The organism is Kitasatospora sp. SolWspMP-SS2h (assembly GCF_003259315.1).
Classification (GTDB): Bacteria; Actinomycetota; Actinomycetes; order Streptomycetales; family Streptomycetaceae; genus Kitasatospora; species Kitasatospora fiedleri.
Window position 1 is genome coordinate 54,854 of record NZ_QLLT01000014.1, and the last position, 18,855, is coordinate 73,708.

General features: G+C 75.1%; 17 protein-coding genes. 5 read left to right on the top strand and 12 right to left on the bottom strand.

Annotation, left to right across the window (positions count from 1 at the left end; genetic code table 11):
• Positions 1–51 precede the first annotated feature (51 nt).
• A complete protein-coding gene (locus tag K353_RS18615; RefSeq protein ID WP_111554741.1) occupies positions 52–1,389 on the bottom strand; it encodes a dicarboxylate/amino acid:cation symporter in 1,338 nt (445 codons plus the stop codon).
• Positions 1,390–1,804: 415 nt separating this feature from the next.
• On the opposite strand from K353_RS18615, the gene K353_RS35750 reads away from it, so the two are divergent.
• Entirely contained in the window at positions 1,805–3,004 is a 1,200-nt protein-coding gene (locus K353_RS35750) for an MFS transporter (protein ID WP_111554742.1), read from the top strand.
• Positions 3,005–3,121: 117 nt separating this feature from the next.
• Positions 3,122–3,556, top strand: coding sequence for a GNAT family N-acetyltransferase (locus K353_RS18625; RefSeq protein ID WP_111554743.1), 435 nt, complete (start codon positions 3,122–3,124; stop codon positions 3,554–3,556).
• A 34-nt stretch (positions 3,557–3,590) separates the two neighbouring features.
• Here the strand turns inward: K353_RS18625 and K353_RS18630 are convergent, their stop codons facing one another.
• From K353_RS18630 to K353_RS18665, 8 genes are all read right to left on the bottom strand, one after another.
• Positions 3,591–4,601, bottom strand: a complete 1,011-nt coding sequence (locus K353_RS18630) for a LacI family DNA-binding transcriptional regulator (RefSeq protein ID WP_111554744.1) — start codon at positions 4,599–4,601, stop codon at positions 3,591–3,593.
• A 5-nt stretch (positions 4,602–4,606) separates the two neighbouring features.
• Complete coding sequence (locus tag K353_RS36890) at positions 4,607–4,936, bottom strand: DUF4229 domain-containing protein (protein ID WP_111554745.1); 330 nt, start codon at positions 4,934–4,936, stop codon at positions 4,607–4,609.
• An 82-nt stretch (positions 4,937–5,018) separates the two neighbouring features.
• Positions 5,019–5,537, bottom strand: coding sequence for a GNAT family N-acetyltransferase (locus tag K353_RS18640; RefSeq protein WP_111554746.1), 519 nt, complete (start codon positions 5,535–5,537; stop codon positions 5,019–5,021).
• 9 nt (positions 5,538–5,546) lie between these two features.
• Complete coding sequence (locus tag K353_RS18645; RefSeq protein ID WP_111554851.1) at positions 5,547–6,875, bottom strand: MFS transporter; 1,329 nt, start codon at positions 6,873–6,875, stop codon at positions 5,547–5,549.
• A gap of 93 nt (positions 6,876–6,968) precedes the next feature.
• Complete coding sequence (locus K353_RS18650) at positions 6,969–8,237, bottom strand: MFS transporter (protein ID WP_233533672.1); 1,269 nt, start codon at positions 8,235–8,237, stop codon at positions 6,969–6,971.
• Between the two features lie 441 nt (positions 8,238–8,678).
• Positions 8,679–9,146, bottom strand: a complete 468-nt coding sequence (locus K353_RS18655) for an anti-sigma regulatory factor (RefSeq protein ID WP_111554748.1) — start codon at positions 9,144–9,146, stop codon at positions 8,679–8,681.
• 483 nt (positions 9,147–9,629) lie between these two features.
• Positions 9,630–10,493, bottom strand: coding sequence for a formyltetrahydrofolate deformylase (gene purU / locus K353_RS18660; protein WP_100836756.1), 864 nt, complete (start codon positions 10,491–10,493; stop codon positions 9,630–9,632).
• A gap of 126 nt (positions 10,494–10,619) precedes the next feature.
• Positions 10,620–11,069: a hypothetical protein gene (locus tag K353_RS18665; RefSeq protein WP_233533673.1), complete on the bottom strand. Its 450-nt coding sequence runs from the start codon at positions 11,067–11,069 to the stop codon at positions 10,620–10,622.
• A 320-nt stretch (positions 11,070–11,389) separates the two neighbouring features.
• Here K353_RS18665 and K353_RS18670 point away from each other — a divergent pair, with 320 nt between their 5' ends.
• The gene (locus tag K353_RS18670) at positions 11,390–12,679 is read left to right on the top strand and encodes an ABC transporter substrate-binding protein (protein ID WP_111554750.1); all 1,290 of its coding nucleotides are present in this window, start codon (positions 11,390–11,392) and stop codon (positions 12,677–12,679) included.
• Positions 12,680–12,803: 124 nt separating this feature from the next.
• On the opposite strand, the gene K353_RS18675 is transcribed toward K353_RS18670, so the two are convergent.
• Positions 12,804–13,934, bottom strand: coding sequence for a hypothetical protein (locus tag K353_RS18675; RefSeq protein WP_111554751.1), 1,131 nt, complete (start codon positions 13,932–13,934; stop codon positions 12,804–12,806).
• Positions 13,935–14,125: 191 nt separating this feature from the next.
• Positions 14,126–15,502: a transcriptional regulator gene (locus K353_RS18680; RefSeq protein WP_111554752.1), complete on the bottom strand. Its 1,377-nt coding sequence runs from the start codon at positions 15,500–15,502 to the stop codon at positions 14,126–14,128.
• Between the two features lie 255 nt (positions 15,503–15,757).
• On the opposite strand from K353_RS18680, the gene K353_RS18685 reads away from it, so the two are divergent.
• The gene (locus K353_RS18685; protein ID WP_111554753.1) at positions 15,758–16,468 is read left to right on the top strand and encodes a bifunctional DNA primase/polymerase; all 711 of its coding nucleotides are present in this window, start codon (positions 15,758–15,760) and stop codon (positions 16,466–16,468) included.
• 590 nt (positions 16,469–17,058) lie between these two features.
• On the opposite strand, the gene K353_RS18690 is transcribed toward K353_RS18685, so the two are convergent.
• On the bottom strand, positions 17,059–17,757 hold the full coding sequence (locus tag K353_RS18690) for a metal-dependent transcriptional regulator (RefSeq protein WP_111554754.1): 699 nt from the start codon (positions 17,755–17,757) through the stop codon (positions 17,059–17,061).
• 202 nt (positions 17,758–17,959) lie between these two features.
• On the opposite strand from K353_RS18690, the gene K353_RS18695 reads away from it, so the two are divergent.
• On the top strand, positions 17,960–18,709 hold the full coding sequence (locus tag K353_RS18695; RefSeq protein WP_111554755.1) for a sugar isomerase domain-containing protein: 750 nt from the start codon (positions 17,960–17,962) through the stop codon (positions 18,707–18,709).
• Positions 18,710–18,855: the final 146 nt, after the last annotated feature.

Below are 18,855 nucleotides of genomic sequence, written 5' to 3' on the forward strand. Positions count from 1 at the left end.
TGCCGGTCCGGTCGCGGGCCGGTCAGGTACCGGTCGCGGGACGGTCGCGGGTCAGGCGGCGACGGGCTCGTCGACGGTCCGGGCCGGGGCGGTGGCCGGGCGGTCGGCGGCGAGCAGGTCGCCGGTGGGGGTGTTGTAGGCGGTGAGGTCGAGGGTCTTCTCGCGGGCGGAGACCAGGATCGGGACGACGACCTGACCGGCCACGTTGGTGGCGGTGCGCATCATGTCGAGGATCGGGTCGATCGCCAGCAGCAGGCCGACGCCCTCCAGCGGGAGGCCCAGGGTGGAGAGGGTCAGGGTGAGCATCACGATCGCGCCGGTGAGGCCGGCGGTGGCCGCGGAGCCGATCACCGAGACGAAGGCGATCAGCAGGTAGTCCTTGATGCCGAGGTCGATGCCGTACACCTGGGCGACGAAGATCGCGGCGAGCGACGGGTAGATCGCGGCGCAGCCGTCCATCTTGGTGGTGGCGCCGAACGGCACCGCGAAGGAGGCGTACTCGGACGGGACGCCGAGGCGCTCGGTGACCCGGCGGGTGACCGGCAGGGTGCCGACCGAGGAGCGGGAGACGAAGGCCAGCTGGATCGCGGGCCAGGCGCCCTTGAAGAAGTTCAGCGGGTTGAGGCCGCCGACGAAGCGCAGCAGCAGCGAGTAGACGCCGAACAGGACGATCGCGCAGCCGGCGTAGACGTCGATGGTGAGGGTGGAGAAGGGCTTGAGCAGGTCCCAGCCGTAGACGGCGACGGACTTGCCGATCAGGCCGAGGGTGCCGAGCGGGGCGAGCCGGATGACCCACCACAGGGCGGTCTGGACGAGTTCGAGGACGGACTCGGAGAGCTTGCGGACCGGCTCGGCCCTGTCGCCGAGCTTGAGGACGGCCGCGCCGACGACCACGCCGAGGAAGACGATCTGGAGGACGTTCACCTTCAGGAAGGCGTCGGCGATGTTGGTCGGGATGATGCCGGTCAGGAAGTCGATCCAGGTGCCGCCCTTCTCCACGCCCTTGAGGCCCTGGGTGGAGAGGTTCGCGCCCTTGCCGGGGTCGGTGAGCAGGCCGAGGCCGAGGCCGACGGCGACCGCGATCAGCGAGGTGGCGAGGAACCAGAACAGGGTGCGGGCGGCGAGGCGGGCCGCGTTGGTGACGTTCCGCAGGTTGGCGACCGAGACGATGATCGCGGTGAAGACCAGCGGCGGGACGGCCAGCTTGAGCAGCTGGACGAAGGTCTTGCCGATGGTGTCCAGGGTGGTGGTCAGCCAGCTGACGTCGCCGGCGCGGGCGATCCAGCCGAGCAGCAGGCCGAGGACGAGGCCGCTGACGATCTGGACCCAGAAGGGGGTGCGGCGGAGGCGTCCCAGCAGGGTGGGCTCGGGCGCGGGCGCGGTGGACATGGGTCTGCGACTCCGGGGGGAAGTGGGGCGGGGCGGGGGGCGGAGGCGGCGGCACGGCGGACGCGGGGGCCGGGCGGGGAGACCCGGTGGCCGACAGCTGAGGTGTCGGGCGCGTCAGGAGCGGCGTGCCGCCCGCATACAGCCGCCGGAGCGACAGCGGCGCGGGCCGTCCACGGCGCCGGGCAGACGCGGGCAGCGCGGCACGAGCGGGGTGCTCGTCCCGGCCCGGTGCGCGGCGTCTGCGGTGGTCATGACCGGCACATTAGCAACAAACCTTTGAGATGTTCAAAGTACTTGTTTGAGGTCGTTCCCGAACCATCCTTCCCTGACAGGCCGTCAGCCCGACCGGCGGCTTTGACGCCCCTCTGGTTATACGTATAACTTGAGGCGACGCCCCGCCGCCGGAAGGACACCCATGGGCTACGCCGCACTGCTCCGCGCCCCGCACGTCACCCGGCTGCTGCTCGGCACCCTGCTCGGCCGGCTCCCCGCCGGCATGACCGCCCTGGTCATCGCGCTCGCCCTGCGCGAGGCCGGCACCCCGTACGGCCGGATCGGCCTGGCGACCGCCGCGTACGCGATCGCCGCCGCCGTCGGCGGGCCCGTCCTCGGCCGGATCGTCGACCTCACCGGGCAGCCCCGCGTCCTGCTCGCCTCCGCCGTCCTGGCCGGCACCGGCTACGCGCTGCTCGCCCTCGCCCCCGGCTCCGCCCTCGCCGCCCCGCTCGGCGCGGCGGTCGCCGGGCTCTGCATGCCCCCGCTCGAACCCTGCCTGCGCTCGCTCTGGCCGGACGTCGTCGCCCCCGAACAGCTCGACACCGCCTACGCCTTCGACTCCGCCTCCCAGCAGGTGCTGTACGTCGCCGGGCCGCTCGCCGTGGCCGGGATCGCCGGCGCCCTCTCCCCCACCGCCGCGCTCTGGACCGCCGCCGTGCTCGGCCTGCTCGGCGCCCTGGTGGTGGCCGGCTCCGCCCCCGCCCGGGCCTGGCAGGCCCCGCCGCGCGAGGCCTCCGCCGGGCTGCTCGGGCCGCTGCGCTCCCCCGGGCTGGTCCTGCTGCTGCTCGGCCTGGCCGGCGCCGGCTGGGCGGTCGGCGCGCAGAACGTGCTGTTCATCGCGTACGCCGAACAGCACCCCGGCGGCCTGCCCGGCGGCGCGGGCACCCTGCTCGCGCTGGCCGCCCTGGCCGGGCTGCTCGGCGCACTGGCCTACGGCGGCGCCCGCTGGAAGGCCGACACCGCGACCCGCACCTGGGTGCTCGCCCTCGGCATGGCCGCCTGCTACCTGCCGCTGCTGCTCCTGCCCGGCCCGTGGCCGATGGCCGCGCTGGCCTTCGTCTCCGGCCTGGGCCTGGCCCCGCTGCTGGCCGCCGCCTTCGTGCTGGTCGCCGAACTCGCCCCCGCCGGCACCGTCACCGAGGCGTTCGCCTGGCTGGTCACCCTGTTCGCCACCGGCAACGCGGCCGGCTACGCGGTCTCCGGCGCCCTGGTCGACACCTCCCTGCACGCCGTCGCCCTGTGCTCCGCGGGCGGCATCACCCTCGGCGGCCTGCTGCTGCTCGCCGCCCGCACCCGGCTGCGCCCCGCCGCCCCGGCCCCCGTCCCCGCCCTGACCTGACCTGACCCGGGCCTGACCCGGGCCTGGCCGGGCCGACCCCGGCCGCCTCGCCCGCCCCCGTCCGGGCCGCCGCAAACCGCTCGCCCGCGCCGCCCCGGCCCTGCTTGGATGCGCCCCATGACGAGTTTCGACCTGCCCCCCGGCCACAGCCTCTCCACCGACCCCGCCCGCCTCGACCGGGAGGCCGTGCACCGCTGGCTCTCCGAGGACGCCTACTGGGCGCTCGGCCGCCCCCGCGAGAAGCAGGAGCGGGCCATCGAGAACTCGCTCAACTTCGGCCTGTACGAGGACGCTTCGGGCACCCAGGTCGGCTACGCCCGGGTGGTCACCGACCACGCCACCTTCGCCTGGCTGTGCGACGTGTACATCGACCCGCGGGCCCGCGGCCGGGGCCTGGGCACCGCGCTGGCCGCCGCCGTCCGCGACGAGCTCGCCGACCGCGGCCTGCGCCGCCTGATGCTCGCCACCCGGGACGCGCACGAGGTGTACGCCAAGGTCGGCTTCGCGCCGATGTCGGTGCCGGAGAAGTGGATGGTCCTCGGCGAGCAGTAGCCGCCCGGCCGGAACCCTCGTTCCGGCCGCCCGCTCAGGCCGCCGCGGTGGAGCCGCGCACCACCAGCGTGGTCGCCAACGGCTCGACGGGCGGCGGCAGTTCGCCGTCCAGCAGGGCCGTCAGGGCGGCCAGCCCGGCCCGGCCCAGCCGCTCGCCCGGCAGGTCGACCGTGGTCAGCGGCGGGCTGAGCAGCTCCGCCACCGGGATGTTGTCCATGCCGACCACCGACAGGTCGTCCGGGACGCGCAGCCCCAGCTCCGCCGCCGCCCGGTACAGCCCGGACGCCACCACGTCGTCGTCGCAGACCACCGCGCGCGGCCGCCCCGGCCCGTCCAGCAGCTCCCGGGCCGCCCGGGCCGCCTCCCGGCTGCCCTCGTTCAGGCTGACCGCCAGCTCCCGCACCTCCAGGTGGGCCGAGGCCGCCGCGAACGCCGCCTGCCGGACCCGGAAGGTGTACGCCGAGTGCACCGAGCGCAGGTAGCCGATCCGCCGGTGGCCCAGCCCCGCCAGGTGGTCGACCGCCGCCCGCATGCCCGCCGCCAGGTCCAGCTCCAGGGTCGGCCGGCCCGGGTGGGCGGCCGGGTCGGCGTCCAGGAAGACCGCCGCGGTGTCCGCGGGCAGCGGGCCCAGCTGCTCGTCGTCCGGCGAGCACACCAGCAGCCCGTCGAACCGTCCGGCCGCGGCCGCCTCGGCCAGCGTCGCCGCGTCCCAGCCGCTGGAGACCACCACCGCCAGGCCGTGCCGGGCCGCCTCCTCGTGCACGCCGGTCAGCACCCGGCCGAAGAACGGCCCCAGCAGGTTCGGCACCGCCAGCAGCACCATCCCGCTGCGCCCCAGCCGCAGTTGGCGACCGGCGGCCTGCGGGCGGTAGCCCAGCTCCCGGGCCGCGGCGCGGATGCGCGCGCTGGTCGCCGCCGAGACCCGCTGCCCGGCGCTGCCGGAGAACACCAGCGAGACGGTCGCCTGCGACACCCCCGCCAGCCGGGCCACGTCCCGGCCGGTCGGGCGCCGCCGCGGGCCCTCGCCGCCCGGGCTGCCCGCCAACGCGGTCAGCCGGCCTGCGCCTGCCCGGACGCGGCCGCCCGGGCCGCGTCGTCCGCCGCGTCCTCCGCGGAGTCCCGCGCCGCCGCCCGGGACTTGCGCGCCTCGATCCGCTCCGCGATCTGCGCGGACATCTCGTCGCGCTGCCTGCTCAGCACCACGTAGCTGATCGCCGAGGAGGCGACCGCGGCCAGCACGAACAGCAGCAGCACGCCCATCGCCCCGACCACCGGGATCACCTTGAAGTGGCCCAGGAGCAGCGCGACCAGCAGGCAGGCCAGGAAGATGCTCGCCCGCAGGGATGTGTAGCGGAGCGTGGCGTGGTTCTTGCTGCTCACCGGGTTCGTCCTTCGCTGCCGGGTCGCGCCGCCGAGCGCGCGGGAGTCATGGCCCTCCCAGTGAAGCACGACCTCACACCGTTCAGGTGCGCAGGTCGAGCCACATCGTCACGTCGTCCCGGTCGTCGCCCGGGGCGACCCGGATCGCCCCCGGCACCCGGCCCACCTCGACGTATCCGCCGCGCCCGTAGAACTCCTCCAGCCCGTGCCCGCCGCGCAGGGTCAGCCGCAGCCCGGCCAGGCCCCACCCCCGGGCCACCCGCTCCGCCTCCGCCAGCAGCTGCGCGCCGTAGCCGCGCCCCTGGAACTCCGGGTGCACCATGACCCGCTTCAGCATCCGCCAGTGGTCCATCAGCTCGAAGCGCATGTCCGCGAGGAACAGCACCGCCGCGACCCGGCCGCCCGGCTCGTACCCGACCAGCAGCCGGTCCGCGTCCAGCGCCCCGAACTGCCGCTCCGCGACCGGGCGGACCTGCGCGGCCTCGACCGGGGGCACGAAGCCCACCGCGCCGCCGGCATTGGAGACCTCCGTCCACAGCGCGGTGATCTCCTCCCGCAGCGCGGACGTCGGTTCGGGGTCCAGGACGAATCGCAGGCTCATGCGGCCAGCCTAGGCACCCGCGGCGGCGGCCCGGCCGGGGCCCCGCAGCGCGAGGCAGCAGCCGACCGCCACCGCGCACAGGCCGCCCGCCGCGTACCAGGTGCCGTCGTAGTCGCCGAAGCCGTCCCGGGCGAGCCCGGCCAGGCCCGCGACGACCGCGGCGCCGACCTGGTGGGCGGCCAGCACCCAGCCGAAGACGATCGGGGCGTCCGCGCCGAAGTGGCGGCGGCAGAGGGCGACGGTGGGCGGGACGGTGGCGACCCAGTCGAGGCCGTAGAAGACCACGAAGGCCAGGATCGGCGGGCGCAGGCTCTGCCCGAACAGGGCGGGCAGGAAGGCCAGCGAGAGCCCGCGCAGCGCGTAGTAGGTGATCAGCAGCCGGGTGGAGTCGAAGCGGTCGGTGAACCAGCCGCTGGCGACCGTCCCGGCGATGTCGAAGACGCCGATCAGGGCGAGCAGCGAGGCGCCGGTGGTGACGGGCATGCCGTGGTCGTGGGCGGCCGGGATGAAGTGGGTGCCGACCAGGCCGACGGTAGTGGCGCCGCAGATCGCGAACGACCCGGCGAGCAGCCAGAACGCCCGGGCGCGGGCGGCCAGCCGCAGCACCCGCAGCGAGCGGGCGACCGCCGAGCCGTCGACGGCCGGGGGCGGCGGGGCGGTCGTCGCACCGTAGGGCAACTGGCCGACGTCCGAGGGCCGTTCGCGCATCAGCAGCAGCACGGGGACGGCCACCGCGGTGGCGCACAGCGAGACCACCACGACCGCGGTGCGCCAGCCCTGGTGCTCGACGAGCGCGGCGAGCAGCGGCATGAAGACCAGGTTCCCGGCCGCGCCGGCGGCGGTGAGGACGCCGGTGACCAGGCCCTGCCGGGCCTCGAACCAGCGTCCGGAGACGGTGGTGGCGAAGGCCCCGGCCATCGAGCCGCTGCCGAGCCCGACCAGCACGCCCCAGCACAGGACCAGCTGCCAGGGGCGGGTCATCAGCATGGTGAGGCCGGCGCCGGTGGCGATGGTGAGCAGTGCGCAGACCACCACCAGGCGGACGCCGAAGCGGTCCATCAGGGCGGCGGCGAACGGCGCGGTGAGGCCGTAGAGGGCGAGGTTGACGGAGACCGCGCTGGAGATGGTGGCGCGGGACCAGCCGAACTCGTCGTGCAGGGCGTCCATCATCAGGCTGGGCGTGGAGCGGAACCCGGCCGAGCCGATCAGCACGACCAGCGAGACGGCGACCACGATCCAGCCGTAGTGGACGCGGGGGGTGCGGCGGGACGGTTCGGGGCCCGCGGCGGGGGCGGGGGCCGCGTCCGGTTCGGCGGCCGGGTCGGTGCTGGGTTCCAGTTCCTTCACGCGTCCGAGTCTCCCGGTCCGGCCCCGCCGCGACGACGGGTCCGGCTGCCACGAATGCCCGAATTCCTGACAGCCGGGGGCGGTTCAGTGCCCGCCGGCCACCGCCCCGCCGTCGGGGACCCGGCGCAGGTCGCGGATCGGCGGGCTGAGCAGCAGCGTCGAGGCGACGGCCAGGGTGACGACGCCGCCGATCAGGTACACCCGGGTCGCGCCGAGGGCGTTGACGGCCGGGCCGGCCAGCGCGGAGCCGAGCGGGAACATGCAGACGGAGCCCGCCACCTCGTACGCGTGGATCCGGTTGAGCACCTCGCCGGGGACCTGGGTCTGCACGCTGGTGGCCCACATGACGCCCCAGAAGCTGATGCCGATGCCGGAGACCAGCTGGGCGGTGCCGAGCAGCGGCCAGGGCAGGCCGGCCGCGAACGCGAACTGCTGGGCGGCGAAGGCGAACAGGGCGACCGCGCCGGCCGCGAGCGGGCGGACCGGCTTGACCCGGATCGCCAGCAGGCCGCCGATCACGGTGCCCGCGCCGAACATGCCGTTGATCAGGCCGTAGACGGTGCCGCCCTCGCGCTCGATGATCTGGCCGGCCACCACCGGGCCGAGCGGGCCCCAGGAGAGCACGGTGAAGACCATCCAGATCAGGATGACGCCCCACATCCAGCTGCGGGACCAGAACTCGTGCCAGCCGCCCACCAGGTTGCGCCACAGGCTGTCGCCGGGCGGCGGGGCCGGGACGGGGCCCAGCCGCAGGGCGAGCAGGCAGGAGGCGCTGACCGCGTACGTCACGGCGGCGATCACCATCACCCAGCCGGTGGAGGCGGCGGCCAGCAGGCCGGCCAGCGGCGGGCCGACCAGGGTGGTGAGCGCCTCGGAGATCCGCAGCACGCCGTTGGCGCCCTGCACGTCGGTGGAGACCAGCGGGACGGTGGAGGCGGCGCCGGGCTGGAACATCGCGGCGGCGGTGCCGGCCAGCGCGAGCAGCAGGTAGAGCTGCCAGAGCTGGTCGAAGCCGCGGAAGAAGAGCACCGCGAGCAGGATCCGGGTGGTGAGGTTGAGCAGGTCGGCGAAGATCATCAGCCGTCGGGCGGTGAACCGGTCGGCGAGCACCCCGCCGAACAGCACCAGTCCGGCGAACGGGCCGAGCAGGAAGGCCATCGCGAAGCCGACCGTGGAGGTCGAGTGGTGGGCGGCGATCAGGCCGGCCGAGACGGCGACCGGGAGCATCGCGTCGCTGAGCAGTCCGGCCGAGCGGGCGGTGAAGTAGAGGCGGAAGTTGCCCGACCAGATGGCGGGCGGTCTCACTGCGCTGACCTGCGGGGTGGGAGCGGTGTGCAGTTCGGGTGCGGTCACATCCCACAGTTTTGGTGTAGACCACCGCCGGTTTCCAGCGATTTCCGGTCACGATGCGGCGTCCGCCCGCCGCATGACCGTACGACGGCCCGCCGTGCGCACCCCGAGCACGGCACGGCGGTCCGCCGTCCGGTCGGCGTCCGGGCCCTGAAGCCGTGACGCCCGGGCGGCCCGATCTCGCCGAGGTTCCGGACGGGGACGGCCAACGACCCCCTGAGTGTCGGCACCGCCCGGTCTCCCTCGGCGTCCCCTCGCAACGGGCGCCGCACCCAAGAGTGATCAGTCGGATACGTCACGTCAATGGGTTGTCCGAAATTCAGACGGGATTGTGCGGGGCGCGGGCCGCGCGCGACCGGCGCGCGGGGGCCGTCCCGGCGGGTGCCCGGCGCACCCTCCGACCGCCCGACCGACCCGCCCGACCGCCGCGCCCCGCCGCCCGGTTCAGCGCGCCGAGGCCACCGGGGCGGCCGGCTGGACGGCCAGCGGGCAGCCCGCCGCGTCCGGGCCGCCGATCTCGCACCACACCCGCTTCCCGGAACCGTCCGGGTACCAGCCCCAGCGCTCGCAGAGCAGTTCGACCAGCTCCAGGCCTCGCCCGTTGGTGGCGTCCTGGTCGGGACCGGCGTGCCGGGGCGCGGGGGCGGTGCGGCTGGCGTCGGCGACCTCCACCCGGACGGTGGCCGGCCCGGCGGCCGGGCCGGCCGGCAGCAGCAGTCTGAGCACCGCCGGGCGGCCGGTGTGCACCACCGCGTTGGTGACCAGCTCGGAGACCACCAGCACCAGGGTCTCGGCCACCGTGGAGTCCTGGTCGATCCCGCCCGCCCGCAGCCGGTCGCGGACCCACCGCCGGGCCCGCGACACCTCCGCCGGGTCCGCCTGGACCGCCAGCTGTACCTGGAGTACCTGCACCGTTCCACCACCCGCACTAGGTATTCGGCCCGCTTGATCCCGCCGCTCCGGTCGGCCGCTCGGAGCGGAGGTCACCGACCAGGACTGCCCATGGCATCGACACGAATACGCCCCAGAATGATTCCGCGACCGGGTCGCAGCAAGAGCTTCGGGCATATTCCAGCGTTCGGGGGACGGCTCGGTGCATACTGTCCCGCTCATCCTGCCGGGCTTCGCACGACCGGACGGCGGCACCGCCCGCACGGGCATGCCCGACCGTACCGCCGACGGCGCTCCGACACGGGGGGCGCCACGTGCGAACCACCCTTCCTACAAATGTCCAACGGCACTCGAACGCCGACGGGCGCGCGGGGGCGGACGGAAGCGGGCCGGGGCGGACCGGAGTCGACCGGGGCGGACGGGAGCTGTCCGCGGCGGACGGGAGCGGACGGGAGCGGGTGGGGGCGAGCGGGAAGCCGAGTGGGCGTCAGGCGCGGCCCCCGGTCAGGCGAACACCACCGTGCGGGTGCCGTTCAGCAGCACCCGGCGCTCGCTGTGCCACTTCACGGCGCGGGCCAGCGCCTGGCACTCGACGTCCCGGCCGAGCGCCACCAGTTGCTCGGGGGTGACGTCGTGGGTGACCCGGGCGACCTCCTGCTCGATGATCGGGCCCTCGTCCAGGTCGGCGGTGACGTAGTGCGCGGTCGCGCCGATCAGCTTCACGCCCCGGGCGTGCGCCTGGTGGTAGGGCTTGGCGCCCTTGAAGCTCGGCAGGAAGGAGTGGTGGATGTTGATGACCCGTCCGGACAGCGCCTTGCACAGGTCGTCCGAGAGCACCTGCATGTAGCGGGCCAGCACCACCAGGTCGACCCGCTCCTCGTCGACCAGGTCGAGCAGCCGCTGCTCGGCCGCCGCCTTGGTGTCCCCGGTCACCGGGACGTGGTGGAAGGGGATGCCGTAGGACTCGGTCAGCTCGCGGAAGTCGGTGTGGTTGGAGACCACGCCGGCGATCTCCACCGGCAGCGCGCCGATCCGGGTGCGGAACAGCAGGTCGTTCAGGCAGTGCCCGAACTTGGAGACCATCAGCAGCACCCGCATCCGCTCGGCGGAGGCGTGGATCTGCCACTCCATCCGGAACGAGGCGCCGATCGCCGCGAAGCTCGCCCGGAGCTTCTCCGCGGTCACCGGCTGCTCGGCGGAGAAGTGCACCCGCATGAAGAACAGGCCGGTGCCCGCGTCGCCGAACTGCTGGCTGTCGATGATGTTGCAACCCGTCATGAACAGGTAGCTGGAGACCGCGTGCACGATGCCCTGCTTGTCGGGACAGGACAGCGTCAGGACGTACTGGGAGCGGGCGGTCTCTTCCATCGTGCGGGGCCCCGTTTCTCGGCTCGGGTGGGTGACGGCCCAGCCTGGCACAGATCGCCCCGGCACGTGGAACGCCGACCGGCATCCGGGACCGCCCGGTCAGCCCGCCGTCAGCGCGCCGGGCGGTCAGCCGCGCGCGGTCAGCCGCCGGAGCTCCGCCAGCGGGCGGGGCGGCAGGTCCGGGTCCTCGCCGTCGCCGGCGGCCAGCCGGTGGTGCGCCTCGCGGGCCGCCCGCACCGCCTCCGGCCAGTCCGGGTGGCCCAGGTAGGCCGCGGCCGGGGCGTCCGCGCCGACCCGGTGCACGATCCGCAGCACCCGCAGCACCGCGCCGTCCACCGCGACCGCCTCGGCGGAGTCCCGGAAGATCGAGCCGACGTACTTCTCCGCCGACCAGCGGTCCAGCCAGGTGTCCTCGACCAGCCGGTACACGGCGTCGGTGACGTCGCCGTACCCGCCGCCGTGCCCGCCGGAGCCGTCCAGCCAGGCCGCCCGCTGGAAGACCGGGTCGGAGAACATGTGCAGCGCCGAGCGGATCCGGGCCCGCCAGCGCCACCAGGGCAGATCACTCAGAGGCATGCCGCCCATCGTGCTGGAGCGGCCGCCCGTTCGAGAAGTGTTTCGGGCAGACCGGTGCGGAGAATCGATGCTGTCGGACACGGGAGCCGATCGTACGTTCCCGGCCGGGCCCGGCTCCACACCCGCCCCCGCCGGCGCCTGCGCCACCCCCGCCACGGGCGCCGCCGGGCGGGGGCGCTCCGTGTTACTCCCGCGTTGGCGGTCCGTTCACGCCGCGTCCCTCCCGGCGTGCCCGGTGGCCACCACCCTTGATCCGCCGAGCCTGCGCAACGGAGCACGGGACCACCCGCAGCAGCACGTCCCCGGGAGGAAAGAGCGCCATGACGCGGAACGGAACCCCCCAGCCGCCACCCGCCGTCAGCGGACGCCGCCGCTCCGCCGCCGCCCTCGCGGCCTCGGCCGCGCTGCTGCCCGCCCTGCTCGCCGCCTCCGCCTGCGGCGGACCCGCCGCCGCCGACGCCGCCGGCCAGGACGTCACCGTGATGACCTGGGCCCCGGCCGACACCGGCGCCGCCGACCGCCCCGGGATGACCGCGCTCGCCGAGGCCGTCGGCCGCGAACTCAACGACCACGGCGGCCTGGCCGGCCGCCGGGTCCGCGTCCTGACCTGCAACGAGCACGACACCACCGACGGCGCCACCGCCTGCGCCGAACAGGCCGTCGAGGCCCGCGCGGTCGCCGTGGTCGGCTCCGCCAGCCAGTACGGCAGCACCTTCATGCCGGTCCTCGAACAGGCCGGCATCCCGTTCCTCGGCGGCTACGGCCTCTCCGGCCCCGAGTTCAGCAGCCCGCTCTCCTACCCGGTCAACGGCGGCCTGCCCGCCCTGGTCGCGGGCAGCGGACGCCAGCTGGTCGAGGCCGGCTGCAAGCAGATCGCGCTGATCCGCCCGGACACCCGGGCCGGCGACGGCCTGGTCAACCACCTCGGCGGCGCGGTCGGACGGGCCGGGATCAAGGTGGTCGACATCAAGGCCCCCGAGAAGTCCAACGACTACTCGCAGGAGGCCCGCCGGGCCATCGGCGACGACCGGCCCGGCAACTGCCTGCTCTCCGCGCTCGGCGCCGAGCCCACCGCCAACCTGCTCGACCCGTACCGCCGCGCCAACCCGAAGAACACCCAGCTCGCCTCCGTCATCGGCTCCTTCCAGCAGTCCGTGGTCGACTCCACCGGCGGCGACAACGGCCCGCTGCGCGGCGCGTACGCCACCAGCTGGTTCCCCGCCGAGTCCTCCGCCGTCTGGGACGGCCTGCGCGCCACCGTCCGCGGCTACGGCAACGGCGCCACCATCGACGTCTCCGACCCCGGCGTGCAGACCACCTGGGTCGCCTACGAGGTGCTCCGCCAGGCCGCCGGCCGGATCGGCCCGGGGAAGCCGCTCACCCCCAAGGCCCTCCAGGTGGTCCTCGACAGCGGCGAACCGATCGACACCGCCGGCGCCACCCCGCCGCTCAGCTGGGGCGTCGCCGACATGCTGCCCAGCGCCGACTCCCCCCGCCTGGTGAACACCTCGGTCACCTTCCAGCGGGTCCAGAACGGCCGCCTGACCGAGCAGCACCAGGGCTTCACCGACGTCCGCTGGGTGCTCACCGGCGACACGCCCCCGGCGTAGCGCGCCGGGCGGGACACGCGGGCGGGACGCGCCGGGCATAGCGCGCCGGGCGGGACGTGCGGGAGGGCCGGACCGGGGACTCCCCCGCTCCGGCCCTTCCCGGTGGTCCGGCCCCGCCGGGGGCTCAGAGCTCGCCGGCGCTCTTGTTCGGCAGCCCGGTCTTCGCGGCGATCGTGCCCCACAGCTCCGCGGCCTGCTTCTTCGCCGTGGTGGCGGTGCCGCTCGCCGCGTCGCCGTTGCGGAGGTGGTCGTTGTCCTTGGCCTTGGCCGGGTCGCAGCCGCCGGTCAGGTCGCCCGCCCACTGCGCGTACTCGGAGTCGGCGGTGGCGGACGCCTGCCAGGCCTGCTGGAGCTGGGTGACCAGCTTCGCGCCGTCGGTCAGCTTGTCGACCTTCAGGGCGCCGAGCTTGGTGAGCAGGTCCTGCCGCTGCCCCGCGGCCGCGGTCAGCGCGGCCTGCGAGTCCGGCAGGTTCTGGCACTTGCCGACCGCGGCGACCGCGTTGACCACCGAGGTGCGGCTGGAGCTGGCGGTGCCGAGCAGGTCCGACATGGCCTGCGCCTGGGCCTTCGCCTCGGGGGTGACCCCGGCGTCGCCGCCGTTCGCGCTGGGGGCGGCGCTCTGGGCGGCCGGGGCCCCGCTCTTCGCGGTGTCCTTCGGCTTGTCGTCCCCGCCGCCGGCCAGCACGCCGACCAGCACCGCGACCAGCGCGACGCCGGCCACGCCCGCGCCGATCAGGACCTTCGGGTTCGGCTTGCGGCGGCCGCCGTCCCCGGCGGGCTGCGGCGGGGCGTACGCCGGCTGCGGGGCGCCGTAGCCGCCGTTCCCGCCGTAGGAGGGCTGCGGGGCGTACGCCTGCTGCTGCGGGGCGCCCTGGCCGCCGAAGGTCGCGTCGGAGTGGCCCGGCTGCGGCTGCTGCGGGTAGCCCGGCGGGGGGCCGCCGACGGCCGGGCCGCCGGCCGGGTAGGGCGGCAGGTACTGGGTGGCGCCCTCGTCGCCCGCCGGGGCCTGCGGGGCCGCCTGGGGCTGCTGCCCGGGCGCGCCCCAGTACTCGGGGCTGCCGCTCTGGCCCAGCGGCGGCGCGGACTGCTGCTGCGGGACGGGGGCCTGCGGGGGTGCGGGCGGCTGCGGCTGGGCGTACGGGGGCTGCGCGGCGGCCTGCGCCGGACTGCCCTGGCCGTCTGCGGCGGGCTCCGGGCGGAACAGGTCGTCCAGATTGAACTCGCCGGAGTTGGGGTACGAGCGGCGCTGGCTCAACGCGATTCCTCACCTGTGCACGGCACCGGGATCCCGGGCCTTTCGGTTGCCCCGCCGGATTGCTGACGGCGGACCACAACTGCGAGGCCACGGTACCGGTTCACCGGCACAGGTGACTACGTGGGCTGCTGGTCTGTGCCGTCACCTCACGTTCCGCGGCCCGCCGGGGCGGGCCCGGAGCGCGGGCCTCGCTACGCGGCCTCCCCGTCCATCCGGGCGTGGAACTCCCGCACCGCCCGGTGGCCGCGGTACGGCTCCAGCCGGGTGCGGAAGTCGTCCAGGTACTCCACGCCCCGGTTGGAGCGCAGCCCGCTGAGCAGCCGGACCGCCTCGGTGCCGGTCTCGCAGGCGCGTTCCAGGTCCCGCTGCTGGAGCTGGGCGGTGGCGAGCAGGACCAGGTCGACGGCGCGGCGGCGGACCCGGTGCGCGGGGTGCAGTTCGAGCGCGGTGCGGGCGTAGTGCTCGGCCCGCTCGCCCTGCTGGAGGTCCCGGTGGCAGTGCGCCAACTCGTCGGCCAGGTACGCCTCGTCGAAGTGCACGATCCAGTCGGGGTCGTCGGCGGGGTTGCGCCGCTCCATCGCGGCCAGCGCCTTGGCGGCGACGCTCTCGCAGGCGTACGCGTCGCCCAGCAGGGCGTGGCCGCGGGCCTCGGCGGCGTAGAACATCGCCATCGCGGTCGGGGTGGCCACCGCGCGGGCGCCCTCCTGGGCGGCGCGGGCGAGTTGGGCGATCTCCCGGGGGTTGCCGAGGGTCGCCGCGAGGTGGCTCATCGAGGCGGCCAGCACGTAGCCGCCGTAGCCGCGGTCGTCGGCGGCCTGGGCGAGGCGCAGCGCCTGGATGTAGTACCGCTGGGCGAGGCCGGGCTGGCCGGTGTCGACCGCCATGTAGCCGGCCAGTTCGGTCAGCCGGGCGACCGCGCCGAAGAGTTGACGGCCCGTCTCGTCCCGGTAGGAGCCGCCGAGGAAGCCGGAGACCACGCTGTTGAGGTAGTGCACCACGACCGGGCGGACGTGGCCGCTGCCGAAGCGGTGGTCGAGGTCGACCAGCATCTGGGTGGTGGCCCGGATCGCCGCGACGTCGGCAAGGCCGACCCGGGTGCCGCCGGTGCGGGCGACCACCGGGTCCGGCGGGGTGATCAGCCAGTCCCGGCTGGGCTCGACCAGGGCGGAGGCGGCGACGGTCGTCCCGGCCAGGAAGTCCCGCTTGCCGACGTCGCTGCGCCACAGCTCGCAGATCTGCTCCAGCGCGGCGCCCAGGCTGGGCGCGAACTGGAGGCCGACGGCGGAGCTGAGGCTCTTGCCGTCGGCCATGCCGATCTCGTCCACGGTCACGCCGCGGCCGAGCTTGCGGCCCAGCGCCTCGGCGATCACCGCGGGCGCCTGCCCGCGCGGTTGTTGCCCGCGCAGCCAGCGGGCGACGGAGGTCTTGTCGTAGCGAAGGTCCAGTCCGTGTTCCGCGCCGCAGAGGTTGACCCGGCGGGCCAGGCCCGCGTTGGAGCAGCCCGCCTCCTGGATCAGCTGCTGCAGACGCTCGTTCGGCTCTCGTGCGACGAGTGGTCTCGCGGCCATGGGATTTTTCCGCCTCCCCAACGCCGTCCGGACCCGACCGGAGGGCGACGACTGTGCAACACCATGCGGAATACCCACGGTGACGTACCCGCTCCCCACGCGCCCGGGTGAATGCCCCTGTGCGCCCCCACTGCGCCCGTTACCGCCCCGGTCCGGCCGAGGGTTTCCGACCAGGATCACCGTCCCGGGTGACAGGGCGCGCCCCGTTCGAAGCGTTCGGCCCCGGGCCGTAACCCGCACTCACGGACGGTAGTTGTGCTGCACGTGGACAACACCCCGGGAGCCCCCGAACCGAACCTGCCGCCGCTGCTGATCGAAGCCGTCCGCTACGCCGAGGACCGGCACTGGGAGGTCGCGCCGGGCGCCTGGCTGCTCGACGGCGACGGCGACGGCCCGGCCCGCTGCTCGTGCGGCGAGGAGCGCTGCGCCCTCCCCGGCGCGCACCCCGTCGGCGACGACTGGCGGGGCCGGGCGAGCGCCGGGCCCGGGGTGGTCCGGAAGTGGTGGACGGAGAACCCGTCGGCCTCGATCCTGCTGCCCACCGGCCGGACGTTCGACGTGCTGGACGTGCCGGAGGTGGCGGGCTGCCTGGCGCTGGCCCGGATGGAGCGGATGGGGCTACAACTGGGCCCGGTGGTGGCGGTGCCGGCCGCGCCGGGGCGCAGCGGGCGGCGGCTGCACTTCCTGGTGCTGCCCGGGGTGGTCGGCAAGCTGCCGGACATGCTCCGGCAGATCGGCTGGTCCCCGGACCGCCTCGACCTGGTGGCGCGCGGCGAGGGCGACTGGGTGGTGGCCCCGCCGTCCCGGGTCGGCGGATACGCGTCCGCGCAGTGGGCCCGGCCGCCGTCCGCGCTGAACCGCTGGCTGCCGGACGCGCTGGAGCTGGTCAGCCCGCTCGCGTACGCCTGCGGGCGCGAGGCCGGCGCCCCGCGCTCCGCGCAGCGCCCGGCGGCGGCGGTGCGCTGACCTCCCGAGCGTGCCCCCGGCCGATCCGGTGGGGGGCAGCCCGCGCGGCACCCCGCGCGGCCCTGGCGGGCCCGGCCTCCCGATCCGGAGGCCGGGCCCGCCGTTCGTGCACCGCCGGGCCCGCCGTCCGTCCGTCGCGGCCGCCCGGAGCGCGATCTTCCGGAACCGGTCGTCATACCCGCAGGTCAACGGCGGAAGCCCACCGATCGGGTGACCTCGCCCCAGGGTTGGCCGCGGTTGCCGAGGGGATCATCCTCAGCGTCGGCACGGAACGGACGGAGCGGAAGGAGCGGGCGGGCCGAGAGCGCGGGGGGCTGCCGGGAGGGCGTTCGGACGGGGAAGCCGGATGCGGCAGCGGGAGGGAGAGAGGGGACGGCCGGGCGCGGCCGGGGAGCCGCGCACGACCACCCCTCGACGGGCGGGGACCGGAGGGGAGCAGGGAGGGACCGGAGGGGAACGGGAGGGAACGCGCAGGGCCCGGTGTGGGGACACCGGGCCCTGCCGCCGTGCGCCGTGCCGCGACCCGCGTCGCGCCGTGCGCCCGGCCCTCTCGTCTTCTCGTCTTTTGCCTGCGCCCTACGCCCTACGCCCTACGCCTGGACCACGAACACGTGCGCGGCGATCTCCCTGCCCAGCTCGGCCGCGCTCTCGCCGGTGCCGACCAGCACGCCGCCGGAGGCCGGGGCGACCCGCACCGTCGCCCCCGGGCGGACGCCCGCCCGGCGCAGGGTGCGCATCAGCTCGCCGTCGGTCTGGATCGGCTCGCCGATCCGGCGGACCACCACGTCGGCGCCGTCCGCGCCGTCCGCGACGGCGACCGTCTCCAGCGTCATCAGCCCGGCGTCGTAGCCCTCGCCCTCGGCCTTGGTGTCGCCGAGCTCGTCCAGGCCCGGGATCGGGTTGCCGTACGGGGACTGGGTCGGGTGGCCGAGCATGGCGAGCACCTTGCGCTCGACCGTCTCGCTCATCACGTGCTCCCAGCGGCAGGCCTCCTCGTGGACCTGCTCCCACTCCAGGCCGATCACGTCGACCAGCAGGCACTCGGCGATCCGGTGCTTGCGCATCACCCGGACGGCCAACTTGCGGCCCTCGCCGGTCAGTTCGAGGTGACGGTCCTCGGCGACCTGGAGCAGCCCGTCCCGCTCCATCCGGCCCACCGTCTGGCTCACCGTCGGGCCGGACTGCTCCAGCCGCTCGGCGATCCGGGCGCGCATCGGGGTGATGCCTTCCTCCTCCAGCTCCAGGATGGTGCGGAGGTACATCTCAGTGGTGTCGATCAGCCCTGACATCGCGCCTGGCTCCGTTCTTCGGTGTCCTCACCGCCAATTCTGACGCATGGGAATGACAACCGGCTGCGGCCGCCCGCTATGCCCGTCCCCTTTCCGGCGCTGGTTGACAGCCGGGTCCGGCACGGGCCACCGTGCACGCCGTAGCTTTCTCCACAGTGTGGTCCACACCACTGGGCCACCACCGAGTTCGGACGGAGCAGAGATGAGCGAACTGGTCGGCCGGTACCTGGACGCCGCCGTGGCCCACCTGGAGCGGATCCGCGCCGAGGAGGGGGAGAACGTCGAGGCCGCCGCGGAGCTGCTGGCCGAGGCCGTCGAGCACGGCAGGCGGATCTTCACCTACGGCGCCGGGCACTCCTCGCTGGCCGCCCAGGACGTGGTCTACCGGGCCGGCGGCCTGGTCGTGATGAACCTGCTCAACGTGCCCGGGATGACCGGCGTCAACGTGATGCCCGCGCACCTGGGCAGCGCCCTGGAACGGGTCTCCGGGCTCGCCACCACCACGCTCGACCTCACCCCGGCCCGCAGCGGCGACCTGCTGTTCGTGATCTCGCTCTCCGGCCGCCAGGTGATGCCGGTCGAGCTGGCCCGGCACGCCCGCGACCGCGGCCTGAAGGTGATCGGCGTGACCTCGCTGGCCTATCCCGGCGCGGTCACCTCCAACCACCCGTCCGGCACCTACCTCAAGGACAACTGCGACGTGGTGCTGGACAGCAAGATCGGGATCGGCGACGGCGAACTCGACCACCCCGGCGCGGGCGCCCCGTTCGGCTCGGTGTCCACCATCACCACCAGCGCCCTGATGCAGTCGGTCACGGCCGCCGCGATCGCCAAGCTCGCCGACCGGGGCATCACCCCGCCGCTGTTCCGCTCCGGCAACGTGGACGGCGGCACCGAGTGGAACAATAAGGTGATCGCCGACAACGCGGACCGGATCTTCTACGCCTGGTGACCCGGCGGGGCGGCCCGCCCCGCCCCGCCGTCCTGCCCTGCCCGCCGCCCCGCCCCGCCGCCCGGCCCGCCCCGCTGCCCGGCCGTCCCCGCCGCCCCGTTCGCGGACCTGTCCCATTCGGCCAACTCCGTTGCCGCTCGCGTAAG